23 protein-coding genes and 3 pseudogenes are annotated in these 26,998 nt (G+C 51.4%); 10 read left to right on the forward strand and 16 right to left on the reverse strand.

Translation table 11 applies throughout. From position 1 onward, the window contains the following. Positions 1-320 precede the first annotated feature (320 nt). A complete protein-coding gene (locus tag B4056_RS08235) occupies positions 321-1,415 on the reverse strand; it encodes an NADH:flavin oxidoreductase (RefSeq protein ID WP_094110831.1) in 1,095 nt (364 codons plus the stop codon). A gap of 102 nt (positions 1,416-1,517) precedes the next feature. On the opposite strand from B4056_RS08235, the gene B4056_RS08240 reads away from it, so the two are divergent. Both B4056_RS08240 and B4056_RS08245 read left to right on the forward strand, forming a co-directional pair. Beyond that, on the forward strand, positions 1,518-2,402 hold the full coding sequence (locus B4056_RS08240) for a LysR family transcriptional regulator (RefSeq protein ID WP_071668195.1): 885 nt from the start codon (positions 1,518-1,520) through the stop codon (positions 2,400-2,402). Between the two features lie 387 nt (positions 2,403-2,789). Further along, positions 2,790-3,638, forward strand: coding sequence for a sugar phosphate isomerase/epimerase family protein (locus B4056_RS08245; protein ID WP_376780625.1), 849 nt, complete (start codon positions 2,790-2,792; stop codon positions 3,636-3,638). Between the two features lie 6 nt (positions 3,639-3,644). On the opposite strand, the gene B4056_RS08250 is transcribed toward B4056_RS08245, so the two are convergent. The 5 genes from B4056_RS08250 to zigA form a co-directional block, all read right to left on the reverse strand. Then, entirely contained in the window at positions 3,645-4,625 is a 981-nt protein-coding gene (locus B4056_RS08250; RefSeq protein WP_071668173.1) for a LacI family DNA-binding transcriptional regulator, read from the reverse strand. A 97-nt stretch (positions 4,626-4,722) separates the two neighbouring features. Beyond that, positions 4,723-5,874 carry a Gfo/Idh/MocA family protein gene (locus tag B4056_RS08255; RefSeq protein WP_094110829.1) on the reverse strand — a complete coding sequence of 384 codons (1,152 nt, stop codon included), beginning with the start codon at positions 5,872-5,874 and terminating at the stop codon, positions 4,723-4,725. Between the two features lie 12 nt (positions 5,875-5,886). Next, positions 5,887-6,942: a sugar phosphate isomerase/epimerase family protein gene (locus B4056_RS08260; protein ID WP_071668171.1), complete on the reverse strand. Its 1,056-nt coding sequence runs from the start codon at positions 6,940-6,942 to the stop codon at positions 5,887-5,889. A gap of 16 nt (positions 6,943-6,958) precedes the next feature. Continuing rightward, positions 6,959-8,197: an MFS transporter gene (locus B4056_RS08265; protein WP_108569775.1), complete on the reverse strand. Its 1,239-nt coding sequence runs from the start codon at positions 8,195-8,197 to the stop codon at positions 6,959-6,961. Positions 8,198-8,532: 335 nt separating this feature from the next. After that, on the reverse strand, positions 8,533-9,753 hold the full coding sequence (gene zigA, locus B4056_RS08270) for a zinc metallochaperone GTPase ZigA (protein ID WP_071668169.1): 1,221 nt from the start codon (positions 9,751-9,753) through the stop codon (positions 8,533-8,535). A 319-nt stretch (positions 9,754-10,072) separates the two neighbouring features. On the opposite strand from zigA, the gene B4056_RS08275 reads away from it, so the two are divergent. The 4 genes from B4056_RS08275 to B4056_RS08290 all read left to right on the forward strand — a co-directional run bounded on the left by B4056_RS08275 (position 10,073) and on the right by B4056_RS08290 (position 13,102). Beyond that, positions 10,073-11,059 carry an ABC transporter substrate-binding protein gene (locus B4056_RS08275; protein ID WP_254794533.1) on the forward strand — a complete coding sequence of 329 codons (987 nt, stop codon included), beginning with the start codon at positions 10,073-10,075 and terminating at the stop codon, positions 11,057-11,059. Then, positions 11,049-12,083 (forward strand): FecCD family ABC transporter permease, encoded by a 1,035-nt coding sequence (locus B4056_RS08280; RefSeq protein WP_083429487.1) that lies wholly within the window; start codon positions 11,049-11,051, stop codon positions 12,081-12,083. Before B4056_RS08275 ends, B4056_RS08280 begins: the two co-directional genes overlap by 11 nt. After that, a complete protein-coding gene (locus tag B4056_RS08285; protein WP_094110827.1) occupies positions 12,080-12,835 on the forward strand; it encodes an ABC transporter ATP-binding protein in 756 nt (251 codons plus the stop codon). Before B4056_RS08280 ends, B4056_RS08285 begins: the two co-directional genes overlap by 4 nt. Positions 12,836-12,925: 90 nt before the next feature. Further along, entirely contained in the window at positions 12,926-13,102 is a 177-nt protein-coding gene (locus tag B4056_RS08290; protein WP_094110826.1) for a DUF1289 domain-containing protein, read from the forward strand. A gap of 192 nt (positions 13,103-13,294) precedes the next feature. Here B4056_RS08290 and B4056_RS08295 read toward each other — a convergent pair whose 3' ends face one another. The 4 genes and pseudogenes from B4056_RS08295 to B4056_RS08310 all read right to left on the reverse strand — a co-directional run bounded on the left by B4056_RS08295 (position 13,295) and on the right by B4056_RS08310 (position 17,174). Continuing rightward, positions 13,295-14,236: a sugar phosphate isomerase/epimerase family protein gene (locus tag B4056_RS08295; RefSeq protein ID WP_094110825.1), complete on the reverse strand. Its 942-nt coding sequence runs from the start codon at positions 14,234-14,236 to the stop codon at positions 13,295-13,297. A gap of 27 nt (positions 14,237-14,263) precedes the next feature. Next, on the reverse strand, positions 14,264-14,692 hold the full coding sequence (locus tag B4056_RS08300) for a PTS sugar transporter subunit IIA (RefSeq protein ID WP_094110824.1): 429 nt from the start codon (positions 14,690-14,692) through the stop codon (positions 14,264-14,266). Positions 14,693-14,728: 36 nt separating this feature from the next. Further along, positions 14,729-15,739: a Gfo/Idh/MocA family protein gene (locus tag B4056_RS08305; RefSeq protein ID WP_288654387.1), complete on the reverse strand. Its 1,011-nt coding sequence runs from the start codon at positions 15,737-15,739 to the stop codon at positions 14,729-14,731. Between the two features lie 25 nt (positions 15,740-15,764). Beyond that, positions 15,765-17,174: pseudogene (locus B4056_RS08310) on the reverse strand (sugar porter family MFS transporter). 663 nt (positions 17,175-17,837) lie between these two features. On the opposite strand from B4056_RS08310, the gene B4056_RS08315 reads away from it, so the two are divergent. From B4056_RS08315 to B4056_RS08325, 3 genes are all read left to right on the forward strand, one after another. Beyond that, positions 17,838-18,707 carry an AraC family transcriptional regulator gene (locus tag B4056_RS08315; protein WP_071668161.1) on the forward strand — a complete coding sequence of 290 codons (870 nt, stop codon included), beginning with the start codon at positions 17,838-17,840 and terminating at the stop codon, positions 18,705-18,707. A 117-nt stretch (positions 18,708-18,824) separates the two neighbouring features. Then, positions 18,825-19,103 carry a hypothetical protein gene (locus B4056_RS08320; RefSeq protein WP_223811790.1) on the forward strand — a complete coding sequence of 93 codons (279 nt, stop codon included), beginning with the start codon at positions 18,825-18,827 and terminating at the stop codon, positions 19,101-19,103. Between the two features lie 21 nt (positions 19,104-19,124). After that, a complete protein-coding gene (locus tag B4056_RS08325; protein ID WP_233496279.1) occupies positions 19,125-19,709 on the forward strand; it encodes a sugar phosphate isomerase/epimerase family protein in 585 nt (194 codons plus the stop codon). A 95-nt stretch (positions 19,710-19,804) separates the two neighbouring features. On the opposite strand, the gene B4056_RS08330 is transcribed toward B4056_RS08325, so the two are convergent. From B4056_RS08330 to B4056_RS08350, 5 genes and pseudogenes are all read right to left on the reverse strand, one after another. Then, complete coding sequence (locus B4056_RS08330) at positions 19,805-20,362, reverse strand: histidine phosphatase family protein (RefSeq protein WP_223811788.1); 558 nt, start codon at positions 20,360-20,362, stop codon at positions 19,805-19,807. Between the two features lie 232 nt (positions 20,363-20,594). Then, on the reverse strand, positions 20,595-20,933 hold the full coding sequence (locus tag B4056_RS08335) for a cupin domain-containing protein (RefSeq protein WP_071668158.1): 339 nt from the start codon (positions 20,931-20,933) through the stop codon (positions 20,595-20,597). Between the two features lie 173 nt (positions 20,934-21,106). Continuing rightward, positions 21,107-21,382: a putative quinol monooxygenase gene (locus tag B4056_RS08340; protein WP_071668157.1), complete on the reverse strand. Its 276-nt coding sequence runs from the start codon at positions 21,380-21,382 to the stop codon at positions 21,107-21,109. 239 nt (positions 21,383-21,621) lie between these two features. After that, a complete protein-coding gene (locus B4056_RS08345) occupies positions 21,622-24,711 on the reverse strand; it encodes an efflux RND transporter permease subunit (RefSeq protein ID WP_288654389.1) in 3,090 nt (1,029 codons plus the stop codon). Further along, positions 24,704-25,084, reverse strand: a pseudogene (locus B4056_RS08350) (efflux RND transporter periplasmic adaptor subunit); the annotation flags it as partial. The gene B4056_RS08345 and the pseudogene B4056_RS08350, both read right to left, overlap by 8 nt. On the opposite strand from B4056_RS08350, the pseudogene B4056_RS08355 reads away from it, so the two are divergent. Then, positions 25,078-25,884 (forward strand): annotated as a pseudogene (locus tag B4056_RS08355) (sigma-54 interaction domain-containing protein); the annotation flags it as partial. The pseudogenes B4056_RS08350 and B4056_RS08355 sit on opposite strands and share 7 nt — an antisense overlap. An 87-nt stretch (positions 25,885-25,971) precedes the next feature. Here B4056_RS08355 and B4056_RS08360 read toward each other — a convergent pair. Then, positions 25,972-26,997 carry a zinc-dependent alcohol dehydrogenase family protein gene (locus tag B4056_RS08360; RefSeq protein WP_288654544.1) on the reverse strand — a complete coding sequence of 342 codons (1,026 nt, stop codon included), beginning with the start codon at positions 26,995-26,997 and terminating at the stop codon, positions 25,972-25,974. Position 26,998 lies beyond the last annotated feature (1 nt).

Raw genomic sequence — 26,998 nt, forward strand, 5'->3', positions numbered from 1 at the left:
TTTTACCGCGCTAAATTCCGCGAAATCTATTGGAGACAGGTCACGATAAGATCATTTAAAGCGAGCCGCAAAAAAAACAGCTCGTGTTAAAAAATACAATGAAGATATTTTATATTAATCAACTGAACAGGCAGGTTTTATATCAGTCCGTGCCTCCCTGGTAATAAGACCCGGACTTTTCAGACAGAACGTTTACTCATTCAGCAGGGGCAACCTGCTCACGGACGCGTAAAGATGCCATGCATCTCAAAAAAACCGATAGTTTTCTTTGTTCCGTCATCCACTATTTATCTTCTGATATCACCTGCGCAGATTGAATATCAGATCTGTTCTTTTTCCTTTATGTCCGCAACTGGCGAAAGAATATCCTCAGGCAGACTCTCAAGCGGTAAATTGCTCTCAACTTTGTGAGGCCAGTCAGGATTAGCCAGCGCAGCCTTACCGATAGCAACAAAATCAGCGCCCATACCGAGCAGTTGTTCTGCCAGCTTACCATCATCAAGGCCGCCATTAGCGATAATCACAGTATCCGGAGCCGCTTCCCGCGCAATTTCAACAAGGCTTCTCTGACCATCTTCAAACGCAGGCAACCACGATTTGTATTCAGTTATATGAATGTAATCGACGCCGGCTGCGGCAAGCAGAGTAAAAATTGTTCTGGCTCCGCTCTCACCCTCTTTCCATTTATGATGAAAATCATTTACTTTTCCCTGCGAAATTCTGACGCCCAGCACGCTATCCGTACCGATTTCTTTGCGCACCGCGCGGATAACGCTTAGCGTAATAGCCAGACGATTTTCGAGTGTCCCACCCCATTCATCGCTGCGCGCATTGGTATAATCTGTCAGGAACTGGTCAAGCAGATAACCATTAGCCGCATGAATCTCCACTCCATCGAATCCGGCCTTGCTCACGGCCCGCCCGGCGCTATCAGCAAAACTGGTGATAATTGCCTGAATCTGCTGTTCACCCAGTGCCTCAGGTATGCCGTACTCACCAGAACCATGATAGAACTCCAGCTGCTGACCTTTAGGTTTTATGGCTGAAGGCGCCGCGGTACCAGGGCGATAAATATTGTGCTGAGACAGCGCGCCAGCATGGATCAGCTGAGCAATAATGCGCGCACCGGCGTTATGAGAATGCCTGACAACCTGTTTCCAGCCTGATATCTGCTCATCATTAACTATGCCCGGCTGAAACGCATAGGTTTGCGACCATGCCGTATCGATATAGATACCCTCAGTAATCAGGGCGCCAAATCCACCGCGCGCAAACCGGGTGTAGTAATTCAGCATCTTTTCTCCCGGCACACCGCTTTCCGAAGCGGAAATACGCGTCATGGGAGCGACCATAATCCGGTTTTTAAATATGACATTTCCAATAGAAGCAGTATCGAACAGTGAAGTATGTGGCATGGAAAATACTCTCAGTTAATTATAATGAATGCCATTATAATAGAGACTGAAGGAGAATATAAACGCGACTTAAAGCATCACTGTATAACGGAATCAGATATAATGAATGTAAAGCATATTGAATTATTCATCGTTCTTGCTGAAACCTGTAACCTGAGCCGGGCTGCGCGAAGACTGGGCATGAGCGCAATGACCGTTTCCCGGCACCTTGCTCAGCTTGAAAAGGATTTGGGCGTACGGCTGTTTCAGCGCACCACCCGCGCTGTGTCGCTAACCAGTGAAGGTGAAGAGTTTCTTCCCTACGCCAGAACTATCACCGAGGCGGAACAAAGCGCCCGGGTCATGTTCAATAATGAAATTGCCGGGGCATCAGGCTTGCTAAAGATGTCGGCTCCGTCAGGTATTGGCCGGCGCAACATTCTGCCCCTGCTTCCGGAATTGATGAAAAAAAATCCAAAATTGAAAATCGATCTCAACCTTAGCGATGACGTGGTTGATATTGTAGGGCAAGGTTATGACGTAGCGATAAGAGTGGCACCACTCAAAGATTCCAATCTGATTGCACATAAACTCAGTAATAACCCGCGTATCCTTTGTGCATCACCAGAATATATTTCGCAATATGGCCAGCCTGTAATTCTGGCAGACCTTTCTGATCACTGGTGTCTCAAAACGGCAATGGTGGCGCAATGGACGTTTATACAGAATACCGCAACCATAAATTATGTTTTTGACCCACGATTCACCTGTAATAGCGTTGAGGGTGTACGATCAATGTGTAAAGCAGGGGCCGGAATTGCTCAGCTGACAAAAGTTGATGTTGAGCAGGAGCTGGCGAAAGGCGAGCTTATCGAAATACCGCTGAAAGATGCAGAGCCACACATGCTGGCAATTTGGGCACTATTGCCAACTAAACGCTATCTTCCCTGCCGCGTAACGCTTTTTCTTGAAGCATTAAAAGTTTCACTGAGCGGGTTATCATCCTGAAGCTAACAGGATTAGCGGCGAAAGAGTGCCTGAAGGTAAAATAGAGCCTGTTATACAGGTGTACAGCGGCACACTATCGAACTATTTCTGAGCAGGCAGACGCAATACTCTGCCAGATAACCAGGCCCCGAAAGGCCTGTTCAGATTCTGTGGATTCAGGAACATGGATGGAAGGCCTGCCATTCTCCGAAAAATCTGGATAAGAATGATGTGATGACGCGCAATTTTAAATACCGGAAAATCACGCTGCCGCAAATTTCCGAAAGCACCCTGCTTTAGAGATATGAGTTCAGTCACAATTTTTGTATCCGTTGCGCATTCTAAAAGTAATCGATTACTTTTTGCGTTACTTTTGTAATCGATTACTTTTTGGAAGCGGGAAAAATTATGCTTCGTCACTTAGTCTTTAGCACCTGCCTTCTGGCTTCAACAGCAATGACTTCCACTGCTGCTTTGGCAGTGAATGTGGATGACAGTATCGCTCTGCAGATGTATACCCTGCGCAATGCCGGTCCGGCAGAAAAACAATTTGCCATGGCGCATGATGCCGGGTTTAAGCACGTAGAAATAGTCGGAACGCACGGCCTCAGCGCTAAACAGTTAAGCTCCCTGCTGAAAAAGAACGATCTTACCGTTACCTCAGCGCACGTGCAGCTTTCAGCACTGGAAACAAATTACGCCGAAACGGTCGCCTTTAATAAATCAGTTGGCAATAGCACTATCGTTGTCCCATGGATTGAGCCGCAGGATCGTCCTGACAGTTCTCAGGGCTGGATCGACTTTGCCAGACGTCTGGATGCGATGGGAGCAAAACTGCGCCATGATCGCCTGCAACTTGCTTACCACAATCATAACTTTGAAATGAAAAAATATGGGGGTGTAACGGCACTGGAAATTATCCTGAATCACTCTTCACCGGATAATCTCAAACTTGAGATGGACGCAGCCTGGGTATCGCGCGGTGGTCAGGATCCGCTTCGTTTTCTCAAAGCCTATCCGGGACGGGTTTATGCCATTCACGCTAAAGACAATGCCTCAATCGGCATCCGGGACGATGAAATGAACTTTGCGCCCTTGGGTGAGGGATTACTGGACTGGTCAGCCATTCTGCCTGCAGCCAAAAACAGCGGCGTAAAGTGGTTTATCATTGAGCATGACAAACCAAAAGACGCGTGGAGCATTATCAGCACGTCACTGCGTAACCTCCGGGCCGCACTGCAAAAACAGCCGCATTAAGATTGTTTATGCGCTGGCTCGCTTAATCAGGTGGCCCTGCAGAATGACGCGTTGCGCCGCGGAGTCAGGCTGGTCTATCTTCTGCTGAATCAGCCTGAAAGCTTCACGGCCAATATCCCTCGAGGGCTGTGCCAGCGTGGTCAGCGGCGGCGAGATCATCTCCGCCAGCTCAGTGCCGTCAAACCCGGCTACCGCTATGTCACCGGGCACGCTATAACCAGAGGCCTGTATTGCCGCCATTGCACCCGCGGCCAGCGTGTCTGATACCGCAAATACCGCATCAGGGATCTCATCAGCGGCAAGCAGAGTCATCATTGCCTGCCTGCCTGCACTGAAACTCAGTTCACTGGCATAGCTGATGCCCTGCCAGTCCAGATTGTGCTCGTCCAGTTGAGACAGATATCCCTGCTGGCGCAGGCGCGCATATTTATAGCTGAGATCGTGATTTATCAGGGCTATACGTCTGCGACCCTGATCCGCCAGATAACCCACCACCTGCTGTGATGCCTCGCTGTCGTTAATGCCGACGCAGGATATGTCACCGGCATCAGCATACTCTGCGCACTGAACCCAGGGCGTATCAGCAATCAGATGGCTCAGCTCCGGCAGCTTGCTAAAAGCGTCCATGGTAATGATACCGTCAACCATTTTCCCCGACAGCAGCTGCAGGCTGGAACGGGAGCGCTCAATGTCCGAACCGGAATTGCACAGAAGAATGCGGTAACCGTTCTTCTCGGCCTCTTCTTCGATGCCTTTGACCACCTCGGCACAAAACGGATTCGAAATGTCGGACACCATAACCAGAATCATTGAGCTGCGCGCGGTGCGCAACTGGCGTGCCAGCAGGTTAGGCTGATAATTACTCGCTTTGATGGCCTGAAGCACTTTTTCGCGGTTGGCGTCTTTAACCGTATCGCTGTTGTTTAATACGCGTGACACCGTTGCAACGGAAACACCCGCCAGACGGGCGATTTTTTGAATGGACATGGAAGGATCCGGACCGAAACATATAGCACACAGGCTACCATAAAACCGCGCGAACAATAAGTTAACCCGGTCTGTGCAGGACGGACCGGGTTGTGTATCAGCAATTAACGCTGACCCAGCGTTGTTCCCTGTGACTCTGCACGATGGCTTCAACGATCGCCATCACCTGAGCACCATCGCGAAAGGTGGCATAGGTGGTATCCTGCGGAGCAGGCGCTCTTCCCTGCTCCACTGCCTGATAAAACTGCTGCATCATGGCGCGGAACGCATCCGGCCAGCCTTCGATATGCCCCCCGGGAAAACGTGCGCGGCGGGCCACGTCAGGATTCATCAGGGCAGGATCGTCTGACAAAAGCTGGTTAGCTTTATGCCGGTATCCCAGCCACAGCTGCTGGGGCGTTTCCTGATCCCAGGCCAGCGACGCCTGGCTGCCATTCACTTCCAGGCTGAGGCGATTTTTGCGACCGGCTGAAACCTGCGAGACGCTAAAGCTCCCTTTACTGCCGTCATCAAAGCGGAACAGCACAAAGCCCATGTCTTCTGTGGTGACCTCGCGGGACTCATATTGTGCCTCCTCGTTCTGCGTGCCAAAAGTGCCGGCGGCAGCCAGGCTGGCTTTGCGCGTGGGCCAGACTATCGATAAATCGGCCATCACCTCCACGATTTTACGTCCGGTGACAAACTGAATGGTATCGCACCAGTGCGAACCGATATCCGCTACGGCCCGCGAGGCGCCGCCCTTTTCTGCATCCACGCGCCAGTTATAGTCGGTCTCTTCCAGCATCCAGTCCTGCAGGTAGCTACCCTGAGCCGAAAACAAACGCCCCAGCTGCTGGTAGCGCACCATACTGGCTGCCTGCTGTACCATGGCAAACTGGCGATAGACAAAGCTGACCCCGTTTACCACGCCCGCCTTTTCAGCCAGTTCAACCAGCTCACGCGCTTCATCCATGGTCATGCACAGAGGCTTTTCAGAGAAAACATGTTTGCCGGCGATGATGATTTGCCGGTTTATTGCTGCATGGAGATGATTTGGCGTGCAGTTATGCACAGCGTGCAGCCCTTCATGCTGTAAAAACGCCGCGACGTCGCTGTAGGCGTGCGGCACGTTCAGCTCTGCTGCACGCGCCTCGGCCGCGCTCTGGCTGGTATCACAGATGGCCACCACGTTAATGTTGCCAAGACGGCGTAACGCCTCAATATGCGCCGGTCCGATAAAACCGGTGCCGATAATCCCTGTGTTAATCACTTAAATCCCCTCTTATTTCAGACCCAGCTGGGCGCGCACTCCGGCGGTATCCTGTTGTCGTGCGGCGAAGTCGTCAAATGCGCGATCGGCAACCGGAATGATGTGGCGCTGAATAAATTCGGCTCCCTCAAGTGCGCCGGTGTCGCTCTCTTTCAGGCAGCACTCCCACTCCAGCACCGCCCAGCCGTCGTAGTCGTACTGCGCCAGCTTGCTAAAGATCCCTTTGAAATCAACCTGACCGTCGCCCGGTGAGCGGAAACGCCCGGCACGATCGATCCAGCGCTGATAGCCGCCGTACACGCCGCTGCGACCGTTAGGCAGATACTCGGCATCTTTCACGTGAAACGCTTTGATGCGCTGATGGTAAATATCAATGAACTGCAGATAGTCGATATGCTGCAGCAACAGATGGCTGGGATCGAACAGGATGTTGCAGCGTGGATGATAATTCACCGCCGCCAGAAAACGGTCAAACGTCACGCCATCGTGCAGGTCTTCACCCGGATGAAGCTCGTAACAGAGATCAACGCCGTGACGATCAAACTCTTCCAGAACCGGCAGCCAGCGGCGCGCCAGTTCGGCGAACGCCTCTTCCAGCAGAGCCGGATTGTGCGGCGGCCAGGGATAGACATAGGGCCACGCCAGCGAACCGGAAAAGGTTGCATGCGCGCGCAGCCCCAGCTTTGCCGAAGCCGCCGCAGCCTTTTTTACCGTCTCAATAGCCCAGGCCGTGCGCTTTGCGTTATCTCCGCGTACGTGTTCCGGCGCAAAGCCATCAAATGCCGCATCATGCGCAGGATGAACCGCAATCAGCTGTCCTTCCAGATGCGTTGAAAGCTCGCTGATTTCCAGACCGTATCCTGCCAGTAATGTCGTGACCTCATCGCAATAGGACTGGCTGGCTGCAGCGCGCTCAAGGTCAAAAATGGCCGGATGATTACAGGGGATCTGCAATGCCCGATATCCCAGGTCTGCAGCCCATTTCGCCAGCCCCTCCAGCGAATTAAACGGAGCCTGTTGTCCGATAAACTGCGAAAGAAAAATGCCAGGTCCTTTTAACGTTTTCACGTACACCTCCGGTTAATCAAACCGCTTCATCCCGGTATTTAAAGGAGAAGAGGAAAAGAATGGCGATCGCCGCTGCTGCAATAGCCGGGACCCACCAGAACGTTGCCCAGTTTTCTGCCGTGCCCTGGCCGGCAACCAGGTTGTTGTAAAGTGCGCCAGAAATCTGTGAGCCCAGCAGCATGCCAATGCCGTAGGTGAACATCACTACCATGCTCTGCGCCTGCCCCTTGACCTTTTCGCCAGCGATCCTGTCGGTGTAGATGAACCCCACCACGAAAAAGAAGTCGTAGCAGACACCGTGCAGCAGAATGCCCAGGTAGATCAGCGCGCGGCCCTCATCGTTCATACCCATCGCAAACAGCGCATAGCGCACGAACCATGCCAGCATCCCGACCAGCAGCATGTATTTCACGCCGAGGCGGCGGAACAGTAATGGGATCACCAGCATGAAGAAAATTTCAGACATCTGACCGAAGGACATCGCGGTGCTGACATTTGACACGCCGGCGTCTGCCAGCCATGAGGCGGTATAGGCATAGTATGTGCCCAGTGGAATAGAGATCAGGGTGGCGCACAGCGCGAACACAAAAAAGTGCCGGATTTTAAGCAGTGCAAACGCATCCGCGCAGAACAGATCGCGGACCTTTAGCGGTAACCCTTTGGCGGGTGCCGGGGTATGGGGTAGCGTCAGGCTATAGATCGCGAGTGCCACAGAGCAGACCGACGCAACGGTGAAGATCGACGTGCTGGCAGAAATGCCGGCAAACCCAATAAAGATGCCGGCCACAATCCAGCCAATCGTCCCGAACACGCGCACCACCGGAAAACTTTTGTCGCTGCGGGCCAGGCTGTGAAAGGCAATGTTATTGGCAAGCGCCAGGGTGGGCATAAAGCACAGCGTATAACCAAATAACAGGGCGATGAGCAGCGCACCGTTCCCGGCCACCAACGCAGACGGGATAAACCACAGGATCATTGCGCCGGCAAGATTCATTACCGCCATGACTTTTTGCGAAGGAAAGAACCGGTCTACGAGCATGCCCAGCACAAAAGGAGACAGGATCGAGGCTATCGGCCCTGCTGAAAAAGCATCACCAATCAACAACGACATATTATGCTGCGCCATCACCAGCCCGAGCGTAACGGACCAGCTTCCCCAGATAAAAAACTGCATGAACATCATCAATGAGAGGCGAGGGATCAGTAAACGCTGTTGTGCCATTGCCTCCTCCCTGCCTGTTGCTGTAGTAGTCATACTCTCCTCACGCCCTAAAGTAATCGATTACATTTTTGAATATGCATAAAGTAATCGATTACAAATGGAGTTTCCGTCTACCTGATCACACATTACATTTAATTACTTTCTGACCCGATTCGTTAAGATGCTGAGTTTCTGACGCAGCGCCTGAGGCAAACACGTTGTTATTCAAAATAGTCAAAACTTATCTGACAGGCGCAAATTTTCCTGACCATCCTTCGCACTGGATCAAACCAGTAGCACTCAATCGCGATCAAATTACAGACCAAAAACCATATCCCCTTAGGGCAGCAGCAAATCAGAAGAGCTGGCCCTGAGCCAGCTTTCTGTAATCAGTTGAACCAGGGCTGGAAAGGATCGTGAAGCGTTGCCCAGCTGTCAGACCCGGCCTGCATCTCTTCGTCGGTTAACAGCGCGCTGTTCAGTTTCAGCCGAAGCTGAGGTTCATCCATACCGATGCCAATGAAGACCAGCTCCTGTCGCGCATCACCGGTATCCTCAGCCCAGTTTTGTATGATGTAATCACGTGACTCTCTATCTTCCGGCCAGTGCTGTTGCGGCACGTTGGCCCACCACATGCCTGCCAGCCCCTGACGACTCACGCCTCCCGCCTGAGACCAGGAGCCGGCATATCCGGGCCGGCTGGCAAGCCAGAAAAAGCCTTTCGATCGCACAATGCCTTTCATATCGTTTTCAATCACGTTCAGGAAACGGTCCGGATGAAACGGACGACGGGCGCGAAAGACGAAGTTATGAATGCCATACTCTTCTGTTTCAGGCGTGTGTTCGCCCCGTAGCTCCCTGAGCCAGCCCGGCGCCTGAGCCGCCGCGTCAAAATCAAATAATCCGGTATTTAGTACGTTATCCAGTGCGACCCTGCCAAATTCGGCGTTAACGATTTTGGCTCGGGGGTTAAGAGAGTGCAGAATCGCCATCAGACGCGTTTTATCTGCTTCGCTGATCAAATCTATCTTGTTCAGGATCAACACATCGCAAAATTCGATCTGGTCGACAAGCAGATCCACGACCGTGCGCTCATCTTCCTCACCCAGCGACTCGCCGCGAGCCTGGATGCTTTCATCAGACTCATAGTCGCGAAGGAAATTGTAGCCATCAACAACCGTTACCATGGTGTCAAGCAAGGCAACTTCGGAGAGGCTCTGGCCGCTGTCATCGGCGAATGTGAAGGTTTCCGCCACCGGCAGCGGTTCAGAAATACCGGTGGATTCAATCACCAGATTATCGAAGCGCCCTTCCTGCGCCAGCCGGTTAACTTCCAGCAGCAGATCTTCGCGCAGCGTGCAGCAGATACAGCCGTTACTCATCTCTACCAGCTTTTCATCTGTGCGCGACAGTTCTGCGCCGCCCTCTCTGAGCAGCGCTGCGTCAATATTGACCTCTGACATGTCATTGACGATAACGGCCACGCGACGGCCTTCGCGATTATTCAGAATGTGATTCAGTAACGTCGTTTTCCCTGCGCCCAGAAATCCGGACAGAACGGTAACAGGTAACTTTTTAAACTGGCCAGCGTGTGGCGTGCAATCAGACATGACATGCTCTCCTGAAATGAACTGCTGAGTTCGTGGTCGCCAGCGAGCTGACAAACAAGCCGGACGACAGATTTGTTTATTGTTATGTTATAACATAACCTTCGCGCTTGTCATTGACTCAAATGTGTATTGAGTTAACGCCAGGTATTTCAGAGCGTTTTTTACACGCGCTACCTGCCGGGAAAACAGATACTGCAGCAGGCTACAAAGCTCGCCGGTGATTGACAAAAGCCAGATAAAAATCTGATAATGTTATGTTATAACGTTACCTTGGCAGATGATAATGAAATTTCCGTTTAAAATGCTCGCTCCGGCGTTCATGGCTTTCTCGTGCACAACCGCATTCGCCAGCACCTGGCCACTGACCGTTGAGAACTGCGGCGTTTCTGAAACATTCAGGCAGCCGCCCGCTCGCGTCGTTACGATTGGACAGCACGAAACTGAACTTCTGCTGGCGCTGGGGCTGGAAAAAACGATTGCCGGCACCTCGGTCTGGTTCGGCAAGCTTCCGCCCGAGCTTGAAAGCAGGGCCGCAGGCCTGAAGCGCCTTGCTGATAATTCGCCCGGGTTTGAAACGGTTGTGGCGCAAAAGCCAGAGCTGGTACTGGCGCAGTACAGCTGGCATGTCGGTCCACAGGGTGAAGTGGCCACGCGTGAACAATTTGAGCAACTGGGCATCAGAACATGGATATCCCCTGCTGACTGCACGGGCAAAACCGTCACAGAGATGTCGAACGGCGACGGCGCGCGTACTACGCCTTATACGCTGAACTCCGTCATGAATGAGATCACTCAACTGTCACAAATTTTCGATGTCGCCGATCGCGGAGAGGCGCTCAAAAAGAATCTGGCGGATCGGATCGCTCACGCGCAGCAGCAGGCAGACGCGCAGACAGGACCTCCGCTTAACGTCGTTTTCTGGTTTTCCAGCAGCCGGCTGAAAGGCGATCCGTGGGTGGCGGGTAATGACGGCGCGCCGGGCTGGATAAGCAAGACCCTTGGCCTGCAGAATATCATTCACTCTTCAGAGGAGTGGCCTGCGGTGACGTGGGAGCATATTGCTCACTCTCAGCCCGACGTGATCGTTATCGCCAGCATGGACAGACGGCTTTATCCCGCTGATGACGCCTCGGTAAAAAAGGCCTTTCTCCAGAATGACCCTGTCACGCGCGAAATCAATGCGGTCAGGCAAGGCCACATCATCGTCGTACCGGCAATGTCGCTCAATCCCTCACTGCGCAACGTGGATGCAGTAGAGCTAATTGGCAAACAACTGTCCGCATACAGAAACGAACATGGCAAATAAGATCTCTTCGCCAGCGCAGACAGCGATAGTCATTCTGGCAGGCTTGCTCAGCCTGCCTGTGACGATGGTGTTAGCCGCCTCAACAGGCGACATGCCCGTTTCTTTTACCGTTACCGCTCAGGCGATCGCCAACGGGCTGGGCCTGTCACATTATGACCTCCCGCCGGTTGAGGCGGGCATCGTCTGGCAGTATCGAATGAGCAGAGCGTTAATGGCGGCCAGCAGCGGTGGCGGACTGGCGCTGTGCGGGCTAGTGCTACAGTCCGTTTTGCGTAATCCGCTTGCTGAACCTTATCTGCTGGGGATTTCAGCCGGTGCTTCAACCGGTGCCGTCTGTATTATGCTGTTAGGCGTTGGCGGCGGGATTGTCACTGTCGGCGCCGGCGCGTTTACCGGTGCATGCCTGGCGTTTGGGCTGATTTTGCTTTTATCTGGCGGCATACAGAATCACACCGGAAGAATCATCCTCGCTGGCGTGGCGGGCACTCAGCTGTTTAATGCACTGACCTCTTATATTGTCAGTACCGCCGCGAATGCCGAGCAGTCGCGCGGTGTGATGTTCTGGCTACTGGGTAGCCTCAGCGGCGTGCGCTGGCCTGATGCCATACTCTGTTCTCTTGTTTCACTTGCCGGTTTAATGCTGGTTATTGGCCATGCACGATCGCTGGATACGTTTACTTTTGGCGTTGAGATATCGGCCACACTGGGCACGCGTGTGCTTTTTGTCCGCATAATGCTACTGCTGGTTACCGCTCTGGTCACGGCCGTTATCGTCAGTTCGATTGGCGCTGTCGGATTTATCGGCCTGGTCATTCCTCATATAACGCGGATGCTGGTGGGCCACCGGCATCTGGTTAGCATTCCCGTAACGTTTATTGCTGGCAGTCATTTTATGATCCTCGCCGATCTCCTATCCAGAACGTTGATAACGCATCAGGTCTTACCTGTCGGCGTGGTGACTGCTCTGGTCGGTGCACCTGTTTTTGCCGTTATTCTCTATAGCAACCGGGGGAAGTCGATATGAGTATTGTGGTCACTCATCTTGATGTTGAATTGCAAAACAACACTATCCTGTCAGACATCTGTTTTAGCGCCGGACCTGCGCAGACTGTTGGGCTGCTTGGGCCGAACGGCTCCGGTAAATCAACGCTGATCAGGTCGCTGGCGGGTTTGTTTCCCGCTTCCGGCAATCGTATTCAAATCGCCGGTACGTCGCTCTGCCAGTTTCCACGCCGCCACCTTGCACGGAAGCTGGCCTTTGTGCCACAGCATGCAGAAGCTGATAACGAACTGAGCGTCATTGATATTGTGCGTCTGGGGCGTACGCCACATCGCAGCGCATTCAGTCGATGGCGGGATGCGGATAATCATGCGGTGCAGGAAGCGCTTACACAGATGCAGTTAAACAGTCTGGTCAGCCGGCCGTGGCAGCGCTTATCAGGCGGTGAACGACAGCGCTGTCAGATTGCACGCGCGCTGGCGCAAAAGCCCGATATCCTCCTGCTTGATGAGCCGGTAAATCATCTGGATATTCAGTTTCAGCTCGAATTAATGCGGCTTATTACTGCGTTGCCTGTAACGGTGGTTATTGCGCTGCACGATCTGAATCTGGCCGCCAGGTATTGTCAGCATCTGGTCGTTCTGCAGCAGGGCAAAGTTATTGCAACAGGCTCTCCGGAGAGCGTTCTGACGCCAGCGCTTATTCATTCCACATGGAAAGTTCACGCACTGGTTAACCAACCGGGAAACGGTGCCATAAACATACAATATGTTTAACCACTCTATTTATAAACGACCTGGCTCTCTTTCCACTGCTTACTTATGAAAGTGTACTGAAGACAGGCAAGAAACTTTTGAGGAACCGGTATGGCCATTAAATCTCCCTGCACCGACGTTTGCATCTTTGAACAGTCGAAAGGCTGGTGTAAAGGATGTGGTCGCACGCTAAAAGAGGCAAAAGAATGGCGCAAGCTTTCTCCTTATCATCGTAAACAGATTGAGCGAGCGCTTCCTGTGCGGCTGAACATTCTAATGAAGAGTTAAACACCACCGGTTTTGTCGAATGCGCGCTGACGCGCCTGACGCGCCCCTGTGAGGTTACCACCCTGGTTAATTTTTGAACTTCCATGAGTCTGCCTGCGCTGAGCGAAACCTTACAGGAGGCTATTCCTTCTGAACAGAATCACTTTGCGGCGTCCGGTGACGTGCCTGCCTTTACTGACAGGCACTGCGCTTCTAGCGACTCAGGGTGGCGAGTAAGGCATCAATAGACGTCTGCAGACCAGCTTCAACACTCATCGTCAGATCTTCCATTTCAAGTGACACATCACCGTTATAACCAGTCATACGCAATACTGAAAAAAACTCTTTCCACCATTTCAGATCCTGCCCGCAACCTACGGCGACATAGTTCCAGGTACGGGTTTTAGTATCGGTAACGGGCTGGTACTCCATCAGTCCATCAATGTCGGCGAGACCCCGCTCGATTCGCGCATCTTTACCATGAACATGAAAAACCGCGCCTTCCAGCTTACGCGCTGCTGCTATGGGGTCAGCGCCCATAGCTATCAGATGAGAGGGATCCAGGTTGATGCCAATCATGTCATCTACGGCGTGACGCAGACGCAGTAAGGTGGATGGGTTATAAACCAGCTGGCTGGGAAACTCTTCGATAGCAATTTGCTCTACGCCATGGTGCTTTGCGTGCTGCACAAACTTTTTCCACCATGGGATCGCGACATCGTTCCATTGATAATCGATTACACCCGGCATGTAATCCGGCCATGAAACCGTTGATGTTATCCAGTTTGGCACGCGATCTTCTGGCCCGCCTCCGGGCAAACCGCTCATCATCACAATCTTTTTAACACCCAGTTTGCCTGCTAACTCAACCGCCCGGTAACTGCTTTTGGTATGGGTTTCGCCCAGTTCACCAGGCGCTAACGGGTTGCCAGAACAGTTCAGCGCCACAATACGCATCTCCCGCTCAGCCAGTTCCTGTTTGAATTGCTCAAGCTTTTCGGGCGAATTTAATAACGCTTCGGTTTGAACATGTGGACAGGGTGACCAGCCGCCTGCGGTCATTTCAACCCCACTGATCCCATAACTTTTAACTTTGTCCAGCATTGCCGGAAAAGGTAAATCCGCCAGAACATCAGCACACAATGCAAGTTCCATTCTATTATCCCCAATATTTTGCGTGCGTTACGCTCTTTCGAATTGATCGATAAACCCGGATTTAGTTCTGGCATTCGCTAATAAGGTGGTTTTGACTTCATCACCCAGTAAATCTGCAATATCCGCCAGAATCTGAATATGTTCATTTTTTGTTGCAGCTACAGCGACAACAATAAAAACAATTTTTCCTTTACCCCAGCTGACGCCATCGGGAAACTGAAACACCTGAAAGCCAGATTGAATGACCAGATCGAGGTTTTCCTTTGCGCAATGGGGAAGCGCAATACCTGCTCCAATGTAGGTTGAAACACTCTTTTCCCGCGAGAGCATTGCCTGTTCAAAGCCGGGTTTGACATAACCCGCTTTTTCCAGGGCGCTGGCGGCAATGTGTATTGCCTCATTTTTATGCGTTGCCCGGCACTGCAAATGCAGCGCGTCTTCCGTTAAATTCAACATCACTTATTCCTCACTGGTGGCGCAAGAGTGCATTAATCAACGATAAAGGGCGGGCTGCGGTGGAATAATGACATCGTGTTTTTCGCCATCTTTCAGCGAGGCTAAACCGGCATCACAAACCAGCGCCACTACGTAACCATCCCATGAGGAGGGGCCGCTCATCTCGCGCCCGTTACGCACGTTATCGACAAAATGCTGCACTTCCCGATCGTATGCCGTGGCGAAACGTTCCATACAGGATTGTGCAATATGCTGTGCGTTGCCGTTCAGCGAACGCGTACTAATCAGCTGCTGTTCAGTCAGCGCGACAATCGCGTTTTCGCCAATCACTTCGCAGCGAATGTCATAGCCGTAATGGCAATTTACAAACAGCTCATCATCGATGCGCACACCAGATTCGGTCTCGAAAATTATGATTAAAGGATCCTGTAAATGCGGCTGCGCACGCCGGGTTTTCTTACGGGGTTTGTCCACGCGCACCGAAATAATATTCTCATTAAGCAAATAGCGGATGATATCGATTTCGTGCGTGGCGGAATCATTCACCGCCATTTCCAGCGTATAGCTTTTCGGCACAGAGGGATTTCTGTGCGCGCAATGGATCAGCAGGATATCGCCGGGTTTCCCGTCATCAATTGTCTTTTTCAGCGCCTGATAACCTGGATCGAAACGGCGCATAAAGCCAAGCTGAAGCAGACGCTTACCGGTTCTGACTTCAGCATCAATAATTTCTGCTGATTCATCAGCAGTTGGTGTTAATGGCTTTTCACAAAATACCGGTTTGCCGGCATTAAATGCCGCAAGGATTTGCGTTTTATGAACCGGGCCTATTGAGCAAATAAACACTGCATCGACCAGCTCCGAATTAATCATCTCTTCAGCATCATAAAACGCCGTAGCGTTAAATTCTCTGGCCGCCGCATCGGCTGCCGTATGGTTTATATCGCAAACAGCAGTAACCTGCGCGCCAGTAATTGTATTTTGAAAACGTTTCAGGTGATCCTGGCCAATCATGCCCAGACCAATCAGGCCAATTTTGACAGTCATTTATTTACCCTCAGTTACTAAAGCGTTAGAAACGAAATTTCTTTTCGATTTGTTCTAATGTCAGACCGCGTGTTTCCGGCAGATATTTCACCAGCAGAATCAACATAATGATGTTAGTTGCCCCGAAGAAGCCAAAGGTCAGGCCGCCTCCGTAATGGTTCAGCAGGAAAGGGAAAATAGACTGGATTATGAAATCGAATATCCACAAACCGAATACCGCAAAGCCCATACCGATACCGCGCATTCTGAGAGGATAGATTTCTGCCAGCATCAGCCAGAACACCGGTGCTATCCAGCCCTGCATGAACACCAGAAAAACCAGCATCAAGCCAAGGATCACATAGGGTGCGCTGGCAAAATTCGCATGCAGAATTTCTGCACCATCCACAACTTCAGTGTGAAACAGGAACTTAAACGCTAAACCAATCAGTAGCAGGCTCAGCGTGACGCCGGCCTGTCCGGTAAAAAACATTTTCCGGCGTGAGTGTTTGCCAATTAACGCCATGCCAAGGAGGGTAGCCAGTACAGAGATAATGCCATTGGCTACTGCGCCAGTGACAGCTGCCGCATCGCCCAGGCCCGTGGCTTTCAATACCGTTGGCGCGTAGTACATGATGGTATTGACCCCGGTAACGCGCGTTGCGAGTACGATCATTAAGCCCGTTAACACCAGTTGAATCACCCAGCGTTTTTTCAGTTCGTCAAACAGGTTTAATTTCATCTGATCGGCTTTGACGATTTGCTGGATATCTTTCACTTCGCGGTCAACTTCTTCCGGCAGGCGAAGCGTTTTCAATACGCTTATGGCCTTTTCAGTTTCACCGCGACGAATAAAGAAACGCGGTGATTCCGGCATCATAAGCATACCGATCCACAATAGCGCGCCAGGCAGTGCCGGAATAGCCAGCATAATGCGCCAGTTGTGCTGCAACTCGGGATAGACATTCACAAGCGTTGCATTAACGGAATACGCGAGGAACTGGCCGGTAACAATCATTACCTCATTGACGGTGACTAACCGCTCGCGCTGATCGGCTCATGCCAGTTCGGAAATATAAATGGGTACGGTTACAGAAGCGCAGCCCACCGCTAAGCCCAGGATAAAACGCGCAACAATCATTGATGGCACATCCCACGCAAACGCCGTGCCTAACGCGCCGAACATAAAAACAGCTGCCACCCAAAGCAAATTTTTACGACGTCCTTGCTTATCTGATAAATATCCACCAAATAGCGAGCCCAGCGCGGCACCAAACAGCAGAAATGAAGTGATAAATCCTTCCTGAGCCGGTGTCAGATTCATATCATATTTCATGAATATTAATGCGCCGGAGATAACGCCGGTGTCATAACCGAAACATAAGCCGCCAATGGTTGATACAAGCGTAATCAAACGTATGCGCTTAGGATTTTGCAGGTGAGTTTTGTTATACATAGTTTTTCCATCTGGTTGTAAGGTAATACCGTTGCAAGCCGTTTATAGTCAGAATAAAGCTATGTTGATTTAAAACGTTAAAAAGAGCAGTTAACTTACTGGCTGTTTAAGTATGATTTTAATTTCAGCGTGAAGAGGCTGCTGTGACCCTCAAACGTTACGACAACGTTATATCAAAGTGAAAATCAAAAGCCAGACACGTCTCTCCATACTATTTACCAGCGTGCTGGCGATCAAATATTTTTAATTACATTCGTGAAAAGCAGTGATAATCATCACGCCGTCAAACATGAACGTTGACATAGCAAGATTGAAGAGAGTTTGAAAAGTCAATTTTTACCACCACTGTGGTGGCTTACTTATAAGAAATAAAATAGCAATTTTGATGATTATTGACCGTTTAATGAAAATACCCCTCTTAACAGAGTTAGCTTGTTACTGTCTTTATCTGAATGAGTGCATCCGGCTGCTTTTTAAAAAACGTGATGACAATCATGTCTCCTTGCGTGACCAGAGCGGTCATAACAATTAAAGAGAGTTAAGGATAAAAGAATTTCATTCTGGCATTATATATCAGTGGGTTAGTCAGGAAGAAAAAGCAAAGTTGATGATTACCAGCGCGTAAAGTCGTGTCAGAATAGCGCCATCACGACAGGAGACATTATGATCACCTTCAGTCTTAACGAGCATCCTTCCGCACGCGGCTTCGACAGTGGCCTGCGACCGCGCCTGAGCTTCATCTGCAAAGCTGAAGGCAAAGAGGAAGCGATTCCTCGCGTAATGCACAAACATGATGAACGCTTTGAATTGATGTTTATCCGCTCAGGCAAGGGTATTTATAATATCGACGGCCGTAGCTATGTCGTTAAATCTGGCGATATATTACTGTTCAATGCCAGCGTGCTTCATGATGAATGCCCGGAAGCCTCAGATGACCTGCTGATATTCAGCTGTGGCGTTGAGCAACTGAAGGTCGATGGTTTGCCACTGAACGTCCTTACGCCTCGCTCGCAAACCGCGGTCATGCCAGCCGGCAATTATTATCATGAAATTTGCCAGTTGTTTGAACAGATGTGGTCGCATGTCAGTAATAAGCGTCTGTACAGCACAGAAATTGGCGATAGCTTACTCAGCGTGCTGTTATTATTGTGCCGGAATATCTGGATAGAAAGCAAACCGCAACAGGAAAGCGCCAGCGTATTATTAGGGCAGCGCGTGAAGGACTATATCGACAACCATTATAAAGAAGATATCTCCCTGAGTTCGATTACTGCAGCGATGAATATGAATCAGTTCTATCTGGCGCATGTCTTCAAAGCCTATTCGGGTTATTCCCCAAAACAGTATCAGACCCGCCGCCGTATCGGCGAGGCACAAAACTTATTATTAAGCACTGACCTGGGAGTCATAGATGTAGCAAGTGCTGTAGGCTACGATAACGTAAACAATTTCCACCGAATCTTTCATAATCTTGTCGGCATTCCGCCTGCCCGTTATAAAAAATTCTGGATAACCGGGCAGATAAAAAGATAAGTTACATGGATACTTTGTGTGCGGCACGATCACCCTGCCCCTGATCTGTTCTGAGATGCTTCCGGTTTTCTTTTTCTCATACAGTTTAAGACGCATCCGGTAATATTGCGTGACCGTATGCAGGCTTTCTATCTCCTGTTGATTCCCGCTATATTAAATTCTGATGCAGAGGAAATTATGCTCAAAACTCTTCACGGTATTTCAACCCATTACTGCAATGTGGTTACTGAAGCACGTATAGCTGCGGAAGCGGGCTATGATGGTCTGGAGTTTTTGCATGATAAATTGCTGCGTTATCTCGATCACGGCGGCAGTACTGCACAACTTAACACGCTGGTGCGGGGTCATGGATTACAGACCTTGTGTCTTAATGCCCTGATAAATATTGAACGCTAACAGGGTGCAGAAAAGCAGCAAATGCTGGCTGAAGCCAGGCGACTGACGCAGATTGCGGCGGATTTGGCCTGCCCGACCATTCAGATTCTGGCGCAGCACGGCATTGATCATCTGCCAGAGAGGCAACTTCTCGATATTATTACCGAAAATATTGCTGAGATTGCCACTATTGGCCAGCAATATGGGGTGCGCTATCAGATTGAGGTTATCGCGCATACGCGATTCAACACGCTCAATCAGGCACTGGAGGTGATTCAGCGTATAAATGCACCTAATATCGGTTTAGTCATCGACTTCTGGCACCTCTTTGCGACCGGGCATACTACGCCGGAGGATATTCAACAGCTCGATCCTGCCCTTATCTACGGCGTGCACTCTTGTGATGGCCGTAAGCCCCGCCCTGGTGAAGAATGGAACGAAACGGTGCTGCGCGCTTATATGCCCGGCGAGGGGGATATTGATATTCAGGCATGGAGCAATGCGGTAAAAGCCACCGGTTTTGATGGCGTATGGTCAGCAGAATTATTCAGCCCGGCACGCTGGGAGATGGACCACGCTATCCTGGCAAAACAGATCATTGATAATATGAAATTCTATTTAGGTTAGGTTAAGGCTTTGGCTGTCCGCTTTGTGCCGAAAGCGAAACTACTAATTTTCAATGTCTGGAGACTCCGGACGTGCCCCCAACCCGATATCTTTAATTACTGAAGTCTGTAGATGCTCGCGTTCCAGTAACCATTACCCTGACTACAATATTCTTTAAAACCCAAAGACCTCAGTTCCCCTGCAATTAGCCGATTCATCACCCCATGTCCCATAAGAAGCACAGGCCCGTCGGATGCTTTTGCCAACCCGACGAGGCTATTCGCAGCCTGAGCAGCACGTCTCTTTGCTTTTCCCATGCGCTCCACATTACGGGACAGGCCACATAGCCACATAACGCGAAAAATAGCAGCCCATACGGCTGGAGATAACCTGAAACCGGGCAGGTGAAATACCGGCAGACCAGCTTCCCTGAACACCTCATCAATAACGTCCGGTTCAAGCCCTAATGCTTTCAGGGAAGAAAGTGCTCTGGGAAGAGGGCTACTTATGATTCGCGATGCGCAGACCGCTAATGATTTGCTGGAATCGGGCGGTCTATCTTCTCCTGTATCGGAAAGATCATATCTGGCAATCCAGTTGCACATTTCACGGCTCGTTACTTTCGCAGATCCTGTAAAAGCGGGCTTTCCATGACGCATTAAAATAATTTCCATACAGAACTTCTTATTTATTGTCCTAATGTCCGCTTCTCACTCAAAGCGGAGATGACTAAACCTGAATGCACTCATTCATGGCGAGCCGTTGACAGTGCATAGCCATGTACTCCATCGGAATCTTCAGGCTGTTTTTCATCGGATGGCAAAGGTGCCGGAAATGCCCTTTACGCCTTTAAAAGGTTCCGGGGCGTTTTGAGTAGCGCAACCAGAAACGTTTTTTAAGACACAGTCAGGTAAGGTCTGTTCGATCTCCGCGCGGTGTTGGATGTGAAATGACGATAAATTCGATTGCGGAATCCGTGTCATTTCTGGCCTGATGCTTTGACCCAGGGGGGATCTCGATGCCCTGCTGAGCGACAATTCGATGCGCTTTTCCTTCCAGCTCCATGGTCAACACACCATCCAGAACGAAAAAAAACTGTCTGGATACCGAATGGTAGTGTCGCTTTTCACATGTTTCCGGCGGCATCTTTTCGTGAATAATCAGCATGTCTTGCCGGTTTACCAGATACCAGCCATCGCACTTATCACCCCATACATAATGCTCAGCATTAGCCTTAGAAATCATTGGTTTTTACCTGTTGACCGCGTAAGAATTCTGAACCTGATGCGTTGTTATACTTTGAGAGCTCTTTGATTCGCAACAGCGATGTTATGTTTGATGCGGCTCTATCTGCAGATGTAAGAAAGCCGCTGGGTAGCGGCCTTTTATAAACGTATCGTGATTCGGTTTCGGTAAAGTTACTCACTCTCTGAGATTTCATACTCTCTGGCGATCGCGCTGGTTTCTCTTCCCCAGACCGAAGCCCTGGTTCTTTTCTGATGGGCGTCAAAAGTAGCCTGGTTTGTAAAAAGTTCTTCGACGGTCCAGACCAGGGGGTCTGCTGTTTCAGTAACCTCAAATGATACGCATCCGGTTTCTTTCCTGGTTAGTTGCTTGTGTTCAGGAAGGTACTGGCGAACAAGATCCGCTTCTTCTGCACTTTTACACACCAAACGACCCGTCAGCTTAATCATTATCATCCCGTTATTTTCATGCGGTTTTATCGAGTATCCCAGCGACGAAGTTACACCAAACCGTTGAGGAAAAGAAACCGATCAGAAGCGGGCCTGACCGCCTCCTGTGCTGGCAGAAGTCCCGACCGGTTCACCGCCGGGACCTTGCTGCAACGGGCCCGTTCCCCCGGGCACCGTCTTTTTAGCACCTGTAATGTCAGACTTGAGCCAATGCGCGGGTGCCCCCCTGCGGATAACCGTTATTCTGCGGCTTTAACTTCCGCGTGTTTTTTATTTTCCGGATGTATCCTGAACCAGATGGCATACATAGCAGGCAGGAAAACCAGCGTAATAATAGTTCCGGCAAAGGTTCCGCCAATCAGCGTGTAGGCGAGCGTTCCCCAGAAAACCGAGTGCGTGAGCGGTATAAAGGCCAGGATAGCGGCCATCGCCGTTAGTACAACGGGACGGGCACGCTGAATAGTGGCTTCGACAACGGACTCAAAAGGCGTCAGCCCTTCATGCTCATTGTGATGGATCTGCCCTATCAGGATTAATGTGTTGCGCATCAGAATCCCCGACAGGGCGATCAGCCCGACCAGCGCATTTATCCCGAACGGCTGATTGAACAGCAGCAGCGTCGGTACCACACCAATCAGCCCCAGCGGCGCCGTCAGAAACACCATCACCATCGCTGACATTGACCGCACCTGCAGAATGATAATCAGAAGCGTAATGGCAATCATGATCGGGAACAGCGGCGCCATCGCCTTAGTCGCTTTACCCGACTCCTCAATTGGCCCCCCCTGCTCAATGCGGTATCCGGCCGGAAGCTTAGCGATAACAGGCTGTAATTTTTTCAGGATTGTCGTGGAAACATCGGGTGGCTGCATGCTGTCTGAAATATCGCCCCGTACGGTAATCGTCGGGGTTCGATCGCGACGCCGCAGTACGGGATCTTCCATTCTTATCTCAACGTCGCCTGTCTGAGACAGCGGAATGCGCTGGCCTGATGATCCCACCAGGGTAAATCCAGCTATCCTTGCAGGATCGAGCCTGATATCGCCGGCTGCACGCCCCATCACCTCTACAGAACGGATATCTTCGCGAACGGATGTCACAGGTACGCCAGAGAGCAGAAACCGGAGCTGCTGCGCAACGGCATTAGACGTCAGTCCTACAGCCTGGAGACGATCCTGATTCAGCGAGAAGTGCAGCGTCGGCACGCGTTGCCCCCAGTCGGTATTGACGGTCCTCATATCAGGACTGGCCAGCATAACCGCCTCTACTTCGCCCGCTATTTCACGCAGTTTATCCGGATCAGGTCCCATGACCCGCCAGGCAACCGGATAAGGTGAATAGGGGCCAAAAACCAGCTGTGTTACGCGGACGCGTGCTTCAGGAGCGAGTCCGCTGGCTGCAGCCTCACGCAGCCGGTGCTTGAGAACATCCCGGGCATCCTGACTCTCTGTCAGAACAACAATCTTTGCAAAAGAGGGATCGGGAAGCTCAGGCGCCATTGCCAGATAGAAACGGGGTGAGCCCTGTCCAATGTAAGAGGTGACGATTTTTGCCTCTTTCTGCTTTTTCAGCCACTCCTCGATTTTCGCCGTGGTTTTGCTGGTCTGCTCAATTGAGGTGCCGTAAGGCATCTGAACCTCAATCAAAACCTCCGGACGATCTGATGTCGGAAAGAACTGTTTCTTTACCAGCCCCATGCCGAGAATAGCCACGGTGAAGATGATGATGACCGTCGCGGCGACTAACCATTTTCGTGCAATAACGTGCGCAATTAACCGGCGAAAACGATTGTAGCGCGGGGTATCGTAAATTGTGGTGTGGCCACCTGATACGGTTTTGATTTCTGGCAGAATTTTTACGCCAAGATAGGGCGTGAACACTACGGCTACTACCCACGACGCTATCAGGGCGATACCGACAATCCAGAACATGTTACTGGTATACTCACCGGCGGTAGACTGTGCAAAGCCGTTAGGCATAAACCCCACCACCGTCACCAGTGTTCCAGCCAGCATCGGGGCGGCAGTATGACTCCATGCATAGGCGGAAGCTTTGATGCGATCGTAGCCCTCCTCCATTTTTACCACCATCATCTCAATCGCAATGATGGCATCATCCACCAGAAGCCCCAGAGCCAGGATCAGTGACCCCAGAGTGATACGGTCAAAGTTTTTACCTGATGCCTCCATGACCATGAAAACCACCGCCAGCGTCAGCGGCACCGCAGCAGCCACCACCACGCCCACCCGCCAGCCCATGCTGATAAAGCAGACCACCATGACCACAAGCAGCGCAACGAAGAACTTAAGCATAAATTCATCGACGGCTGAGCTGATGTTAACCGACTGGTCGGTGACTTTCGTCAGCGTCATACCCAGCGGCATGGATGCGTTGATACTGGCCGCTTCAGCATCCAGCGATTTCCCCAGCTCAAGGCCGTTCCATCCCTCACGCATGATAATTCCCAGTAGCAGAGCGGGTTCACCCTGATTACGGATGAGAAACGTAGCGGGATCCTCATAGCCTCGTTCAACGGTGGCAATGTCCGACAGCAGCAGCGTTCTGCCACCGATCACAATCGGCGTTTTACGAATCTGCTCAAGTTTGCTGAACGCCCCGTCAAGGCGAATAAATACCTGTGGGCCCTGGGTGTCAATGGAGCCTGCCGGCGTCAGGGCATTCTGGTTATTGAGCGCTGCGAATATCTCCTGGGGAGAAACGCCCAGCGTGGCCAGCCGGTCATGAGAGAAGGAAACAAAGATGCGTTCGGTCTGCTCACCAATGATATTGATCTTTTTCACACCCGGCACATGAAGAAGCCGCTGGCGCAGTGATTCTGCATCGCGTACCAGTAAACGCTGAGGCTCTCCTTTCGCTTTTAAAGCGAAGAGGGAAAAAGTGACGTCCGAAAACTCGTCATTGATCATCGGTCCGATGACGCCTGCAGGCAGATTTTTTGCCTCATCACCCAGCTTTTTACGGGCCTGATAAAACGCTTCCTGCACCTGTGAGGGTGGCGTGCTGTCCTGCAGCGATAGCAGGGTGAATGCCATTCCCGGACGGATATACGTTTCAGTACGGTCGTACCACTTAAGCTCCTGCAATCGCTTTTCCAGCGGTTCAGCAACCTGATCCTGCATTTCCTGTGCCGTCGCACCCGGCCATGCAGTAATAATCGTCATCTGTTTGACGGTAAAAGGCGGATCTTCTGCCCGCCCCAGCGCAAAAAAAGAGAGGATGCCTGTGACCGTAATCAGAATGATCAGAAACAGCGTAATTGAGCGTTCACGGACGGCAAGCGCAGAGAGATTGAAACGGGAATTACTCATGCGGCTGGCCTCCGGCAATGCTGCCATCACCCTGACGTGCCACGCGGACGGTTTCACCGTCATGCAGCAGGTGAGCGCCAAGCGCAACCACTTCTTCGCCAGCACTGAGCCCACTGGTCACTCTGGCGTTATCGTCACTGATACCTTCTACCTGCACAGCCCGCCGGGTTACACGTGCAGATCGCTCTTCAATTACCCAAACGCTCGCGCCTTTACCCTGATCAAACAGGGCGGTTATGGGTACCTGCATGACCTTACCTGAAGCTTTTGCATCGGCAATACGCAGCGTGACCGTGGCGCCCAGCGGTGAGTCAGCCAGCGCCCCTTCCAGCACATATCGCGCTTCAAAAGTACGGCTTAATGGATCGGCGGCAGGAGGCATTTATTGCTATCAACTGCGGCGCCCTGCCGCGCGATCTGGTACAGAGTGAACTGTTTGGTTACGCAGATGGCGCCTTCACAGGTTCACGTCGTGGTGGTTCCGCAGGCAAGTTTGAACTGGCGGACGGTGGCACTCTGTTTCTGGATGAGATCGGCGAGATGCCGCTTGAGGCACAAACCAGTCTGCTGCGCGTGCTGCAGGAGAACGAAGTTCAGCGTATCGGGGCGGCGCAGCCAGTAAAAGTCAACGTGCGGATTATTGCGGCAACACATTGCAATCTGCTCGAAGCCGCAGAGAAAGGCGCTTTTCGGCGCGATCTTTATTATCGCCTGAATGTGATCTCATTAAATATTCCACCGCTGCGTGAGCGCCGCGAAGACATTCCGGAGCTCGTTAACGCATTCATTCGGGCACTGTGCGCGCGTCTGAAACGCACGCCTCCTGTGGTCATGCCTGACGCGATGACGGACCTGCAGTCCCGGGAGTGGCCAGGCAATGTGCGTGAGCTGGAAAATGTCGTCGAACGCCTGGTTAACTTATGTGAAGGCTTAGAGATTACCTGTGCAGATCTACCCGACTCGCTGCAGGAGATGACCGCCGCTTATATGAGCGGGGAAGCGCTTTCCTCGCTGCAGAATCTGGAACGCGCGCACATTATTCAGGTGTTAGAAGAACAGAGGGGAAACCTGCGTCAGTCTGCACAACAGCTGGGGATCTCCCGGACAGCGCTTTATAACAAGCTTAATGCGTGGCAGGTTGATTATCGCGCACTCAGAAAACGTCCTCACTGAGCGCAGCGGACGAGAGAAGTTTCGTTCCCGACAGGCCTGCAGGATGCATTGCAGGCCCTGAATACATTTTTAACTGAAGCCCGGTTTTTAAATCACGTTAATCACAACTTTCCCGAATGCACCCTGTTCCAGGTGTTCCAGCGCCTCCGGCAGCTGGTCGAATGAATAACGCTTATCGATAACCGGCTTTAAGTTAATCTCATCAACGGCCCTGACAAAATTTTCAAGGGCCCGACGATGCCCTACCCCAATGCCCTGCAGCGTCGGAGATTTCAGCAGAAGCAGAGCGCCGGATGCAGAAACATCGTGCGTGTCCATCATGCCAATCAGCGAGATACGACCGTGCGAAGCCACTGCGCGAACTGAATCGGCAACATTGCGCCCTCCGACCGTATCGATAACGTGATCTATTCCCCTTTCACTGGTCAGGCGGTATACGGCCTCCACCCAGTCCTCTTTCTTCCGGTTAATCCCGCGATCTGCGCCCAGCATTTTTGCGGCTGCAAGCTTCTCATCGCTGGATGAGGTGACAAACACCTGCGCCCCCATGGCTTTTGCAATCTGCAGTGCAAATAGCGACACGCCACCCGTCCCCTGAACCAGCACGCTTTCACCGGCGCGCAGGCCGCCACGTTCAACCAGGGCAACCCAGGCCGTCAGGCCTGCACAAACCAATGTGCTGGCTTCAGCATCAGTAAGCGTCCGGGGCGCGCGAACAAGCCACTCCTCATTCATGACCACATACTCAGCCATTACGCCCTGAAGAGCGTAGCCGAGCGAGTTGTATTCAGGGTTTTTAGCATTATTGACTGGGCGACCCTCGATCCACTCTGCATTGAAAGATGAAATAACTCGATCGCCTGCGCTGAAACGGGTAGCCCCCGTCCCCACGGCTTCAACCACACCCGCCATATCAGACCCTGGTGTGAGCGGCATCGTCATCTCATTACCCATTTTTCCTTCGATAATGGCGTTATCGCGGAAGTTCAAAGAGAGGGCCTCTACACGCACCAGCACTTCATACGGGCCTGGCTGAGGAATATCTGTGTGCGTGAGCTTCAGGTTCTGACGCCCTGTTTTGTCCAGGCTCCAGCGTTTCATTAAGCGTTTCATT

Source organism: Pantoea sp. UBA7232 (assembly GCF_002473195.1).
Lineage (GTDB): Bacteria > Pseudomonadota > Gammaproteobacteria > Enterobacterales > Enterobacteriaceae > Pantoea > Pantoea eucrina.

Coding starts and splice junctions, on each gene's coding strand:
- B4056_RS08295 (WP_094110825.1), bottom strand. CDS start 14,236: ATGGAACTTGCATTGTGTGCTGATGTTCTGGCGGATTTACCTTTTCCG.
- B4056_RS08325 (WP_233496279.1), top strand. CDS start 19,125: ATGCTGGCTGAAGCCAGGCGACTGACGCAGATTGCGGCGGATTTGGCC.
- B4056_RS08335 (WP_071668158.1), bottom strand. CDS start 20,933: ATGATTTCTAAGGCTAATGCTGAGCATTATGTATGGGGTGATAAGTGC.
- B4056_RS08330 (WP_223811788.1), bottom strand. CDS start 20,362: ATGGAAATTATTTTAATGCGTCATGGAAAGCCCGCTTTTACAGGATCT.
- B4056_RS08280 (WP_083429487.1), top strand. CDS start 11,049: ATGGCAAATAAGATCTCTTCGCCAGCGCAGACAGCGATAGTCATTCTG.
- B4056_RS08340 (WP_071668157.1), bottom strand. CDS start 21,382: ATGATTAAGCTGACGGGTCGTTTGGTGTGTAAAAGTGCAGAAGAAGCG.
- zigA (WP_071668169.1), bottom strand. CDS start 9,753: ATGTCTGATTGCACGCCACACGCTGGCCAGTTTAAAAAGTTACCTGTT.
- B4056_RS08290 (WP_094110826.1), top strand. CDS start 12,926: ATGGCCATTAAATCTCCCTGCACCGACGTTTGCATCTTTGAACAGTCG.
- B4056_RS08300 (WP_094110824.1), bottom strand. CDS start 14,692: ATGTTGAATTTAACGGAAGACGCGCTGCATTTGCAGTGCCGGGCAACG.
- B4056_RS08250 (WP_071668173.1), bottom strand. CDS start 4,625: ATGTCCATTCAAAAAATCGCCCGTCTGGCGGGTGTTTCCGTTGCAACG.
- B4056_RS08320 (WP_223811790.1), top strand. CDS start 18,825: ATGCAGGCTTTCTATCTCCTGTTGATTCCCGCTATATTAAATTCTGAT.
- B4056_RS08315 (WP_071668161.1), top strand. CDS start 17,838: ATGATCACCTTCAGTCTTAACGAGCATCCTTCCGCACGCGGCTTCGAC.
- B4056_RS08235 (WP_094110831.1), bottom strand. CDS start 1,415: ATGCCACATACTTCACTGTTCGATACTGCTTCTATTGGAAATGTCATA.
- B4056_RS08240 (WP_071668195.1), top strand. CDS start 1,518: ATGAATGTAAAGCATATTGAATTATTCATCGTTCTTGCTGAAACCTGT.
- B4056_RS08265 (WP_108569775.1), bottom strand. CDS start 8,197: ATGACTACTACAGCAACAGGCAGGGAGGAGGCAATGGCACAACAGCGT.
- B4056_RS08275 (WP_254794533.1), top strand. CDS start 10,073: ATGGCTTTCTCGTGCACAACCGCATTCGCCAGCACCTGGCCACTGACC.
- B4056_RS08245 (WP_376780625.1), top strand. CDS start 2,790: ATGCTTCGTCACTTAGTCTTTAGCACCTGCCTTCTGGCTTCAACAGCA.
- B4056_RS08285 (WP_094110827.1), top strand. CDS start 12,080: ATGAGTATTGTGGTCACTCATCTTGATGTTGAATTGCAAAACAACACT.
- B4056_RS08360 (WP_288654544.1), bottom strand. CDS start 26,997: ATGAAACGCTTAATGAAACGCTGGAGCCTGGACAAAACAGGGCGTCAG.
- B4056_RS08305 (WP_288654387.1), bottom strand. CDS start 15,739: ATGACTGTCAAAATTGGCCTGATTGGTCTGGGCATGATTGGCCAGGAT.
- B4056_RS08345 (WP_288654389.1), bottom strand. CDS start 24,711: ATGAGTAATTCCCGTTTCAATCTCTCTGCGCTTGCCGTCCGTGAACGC.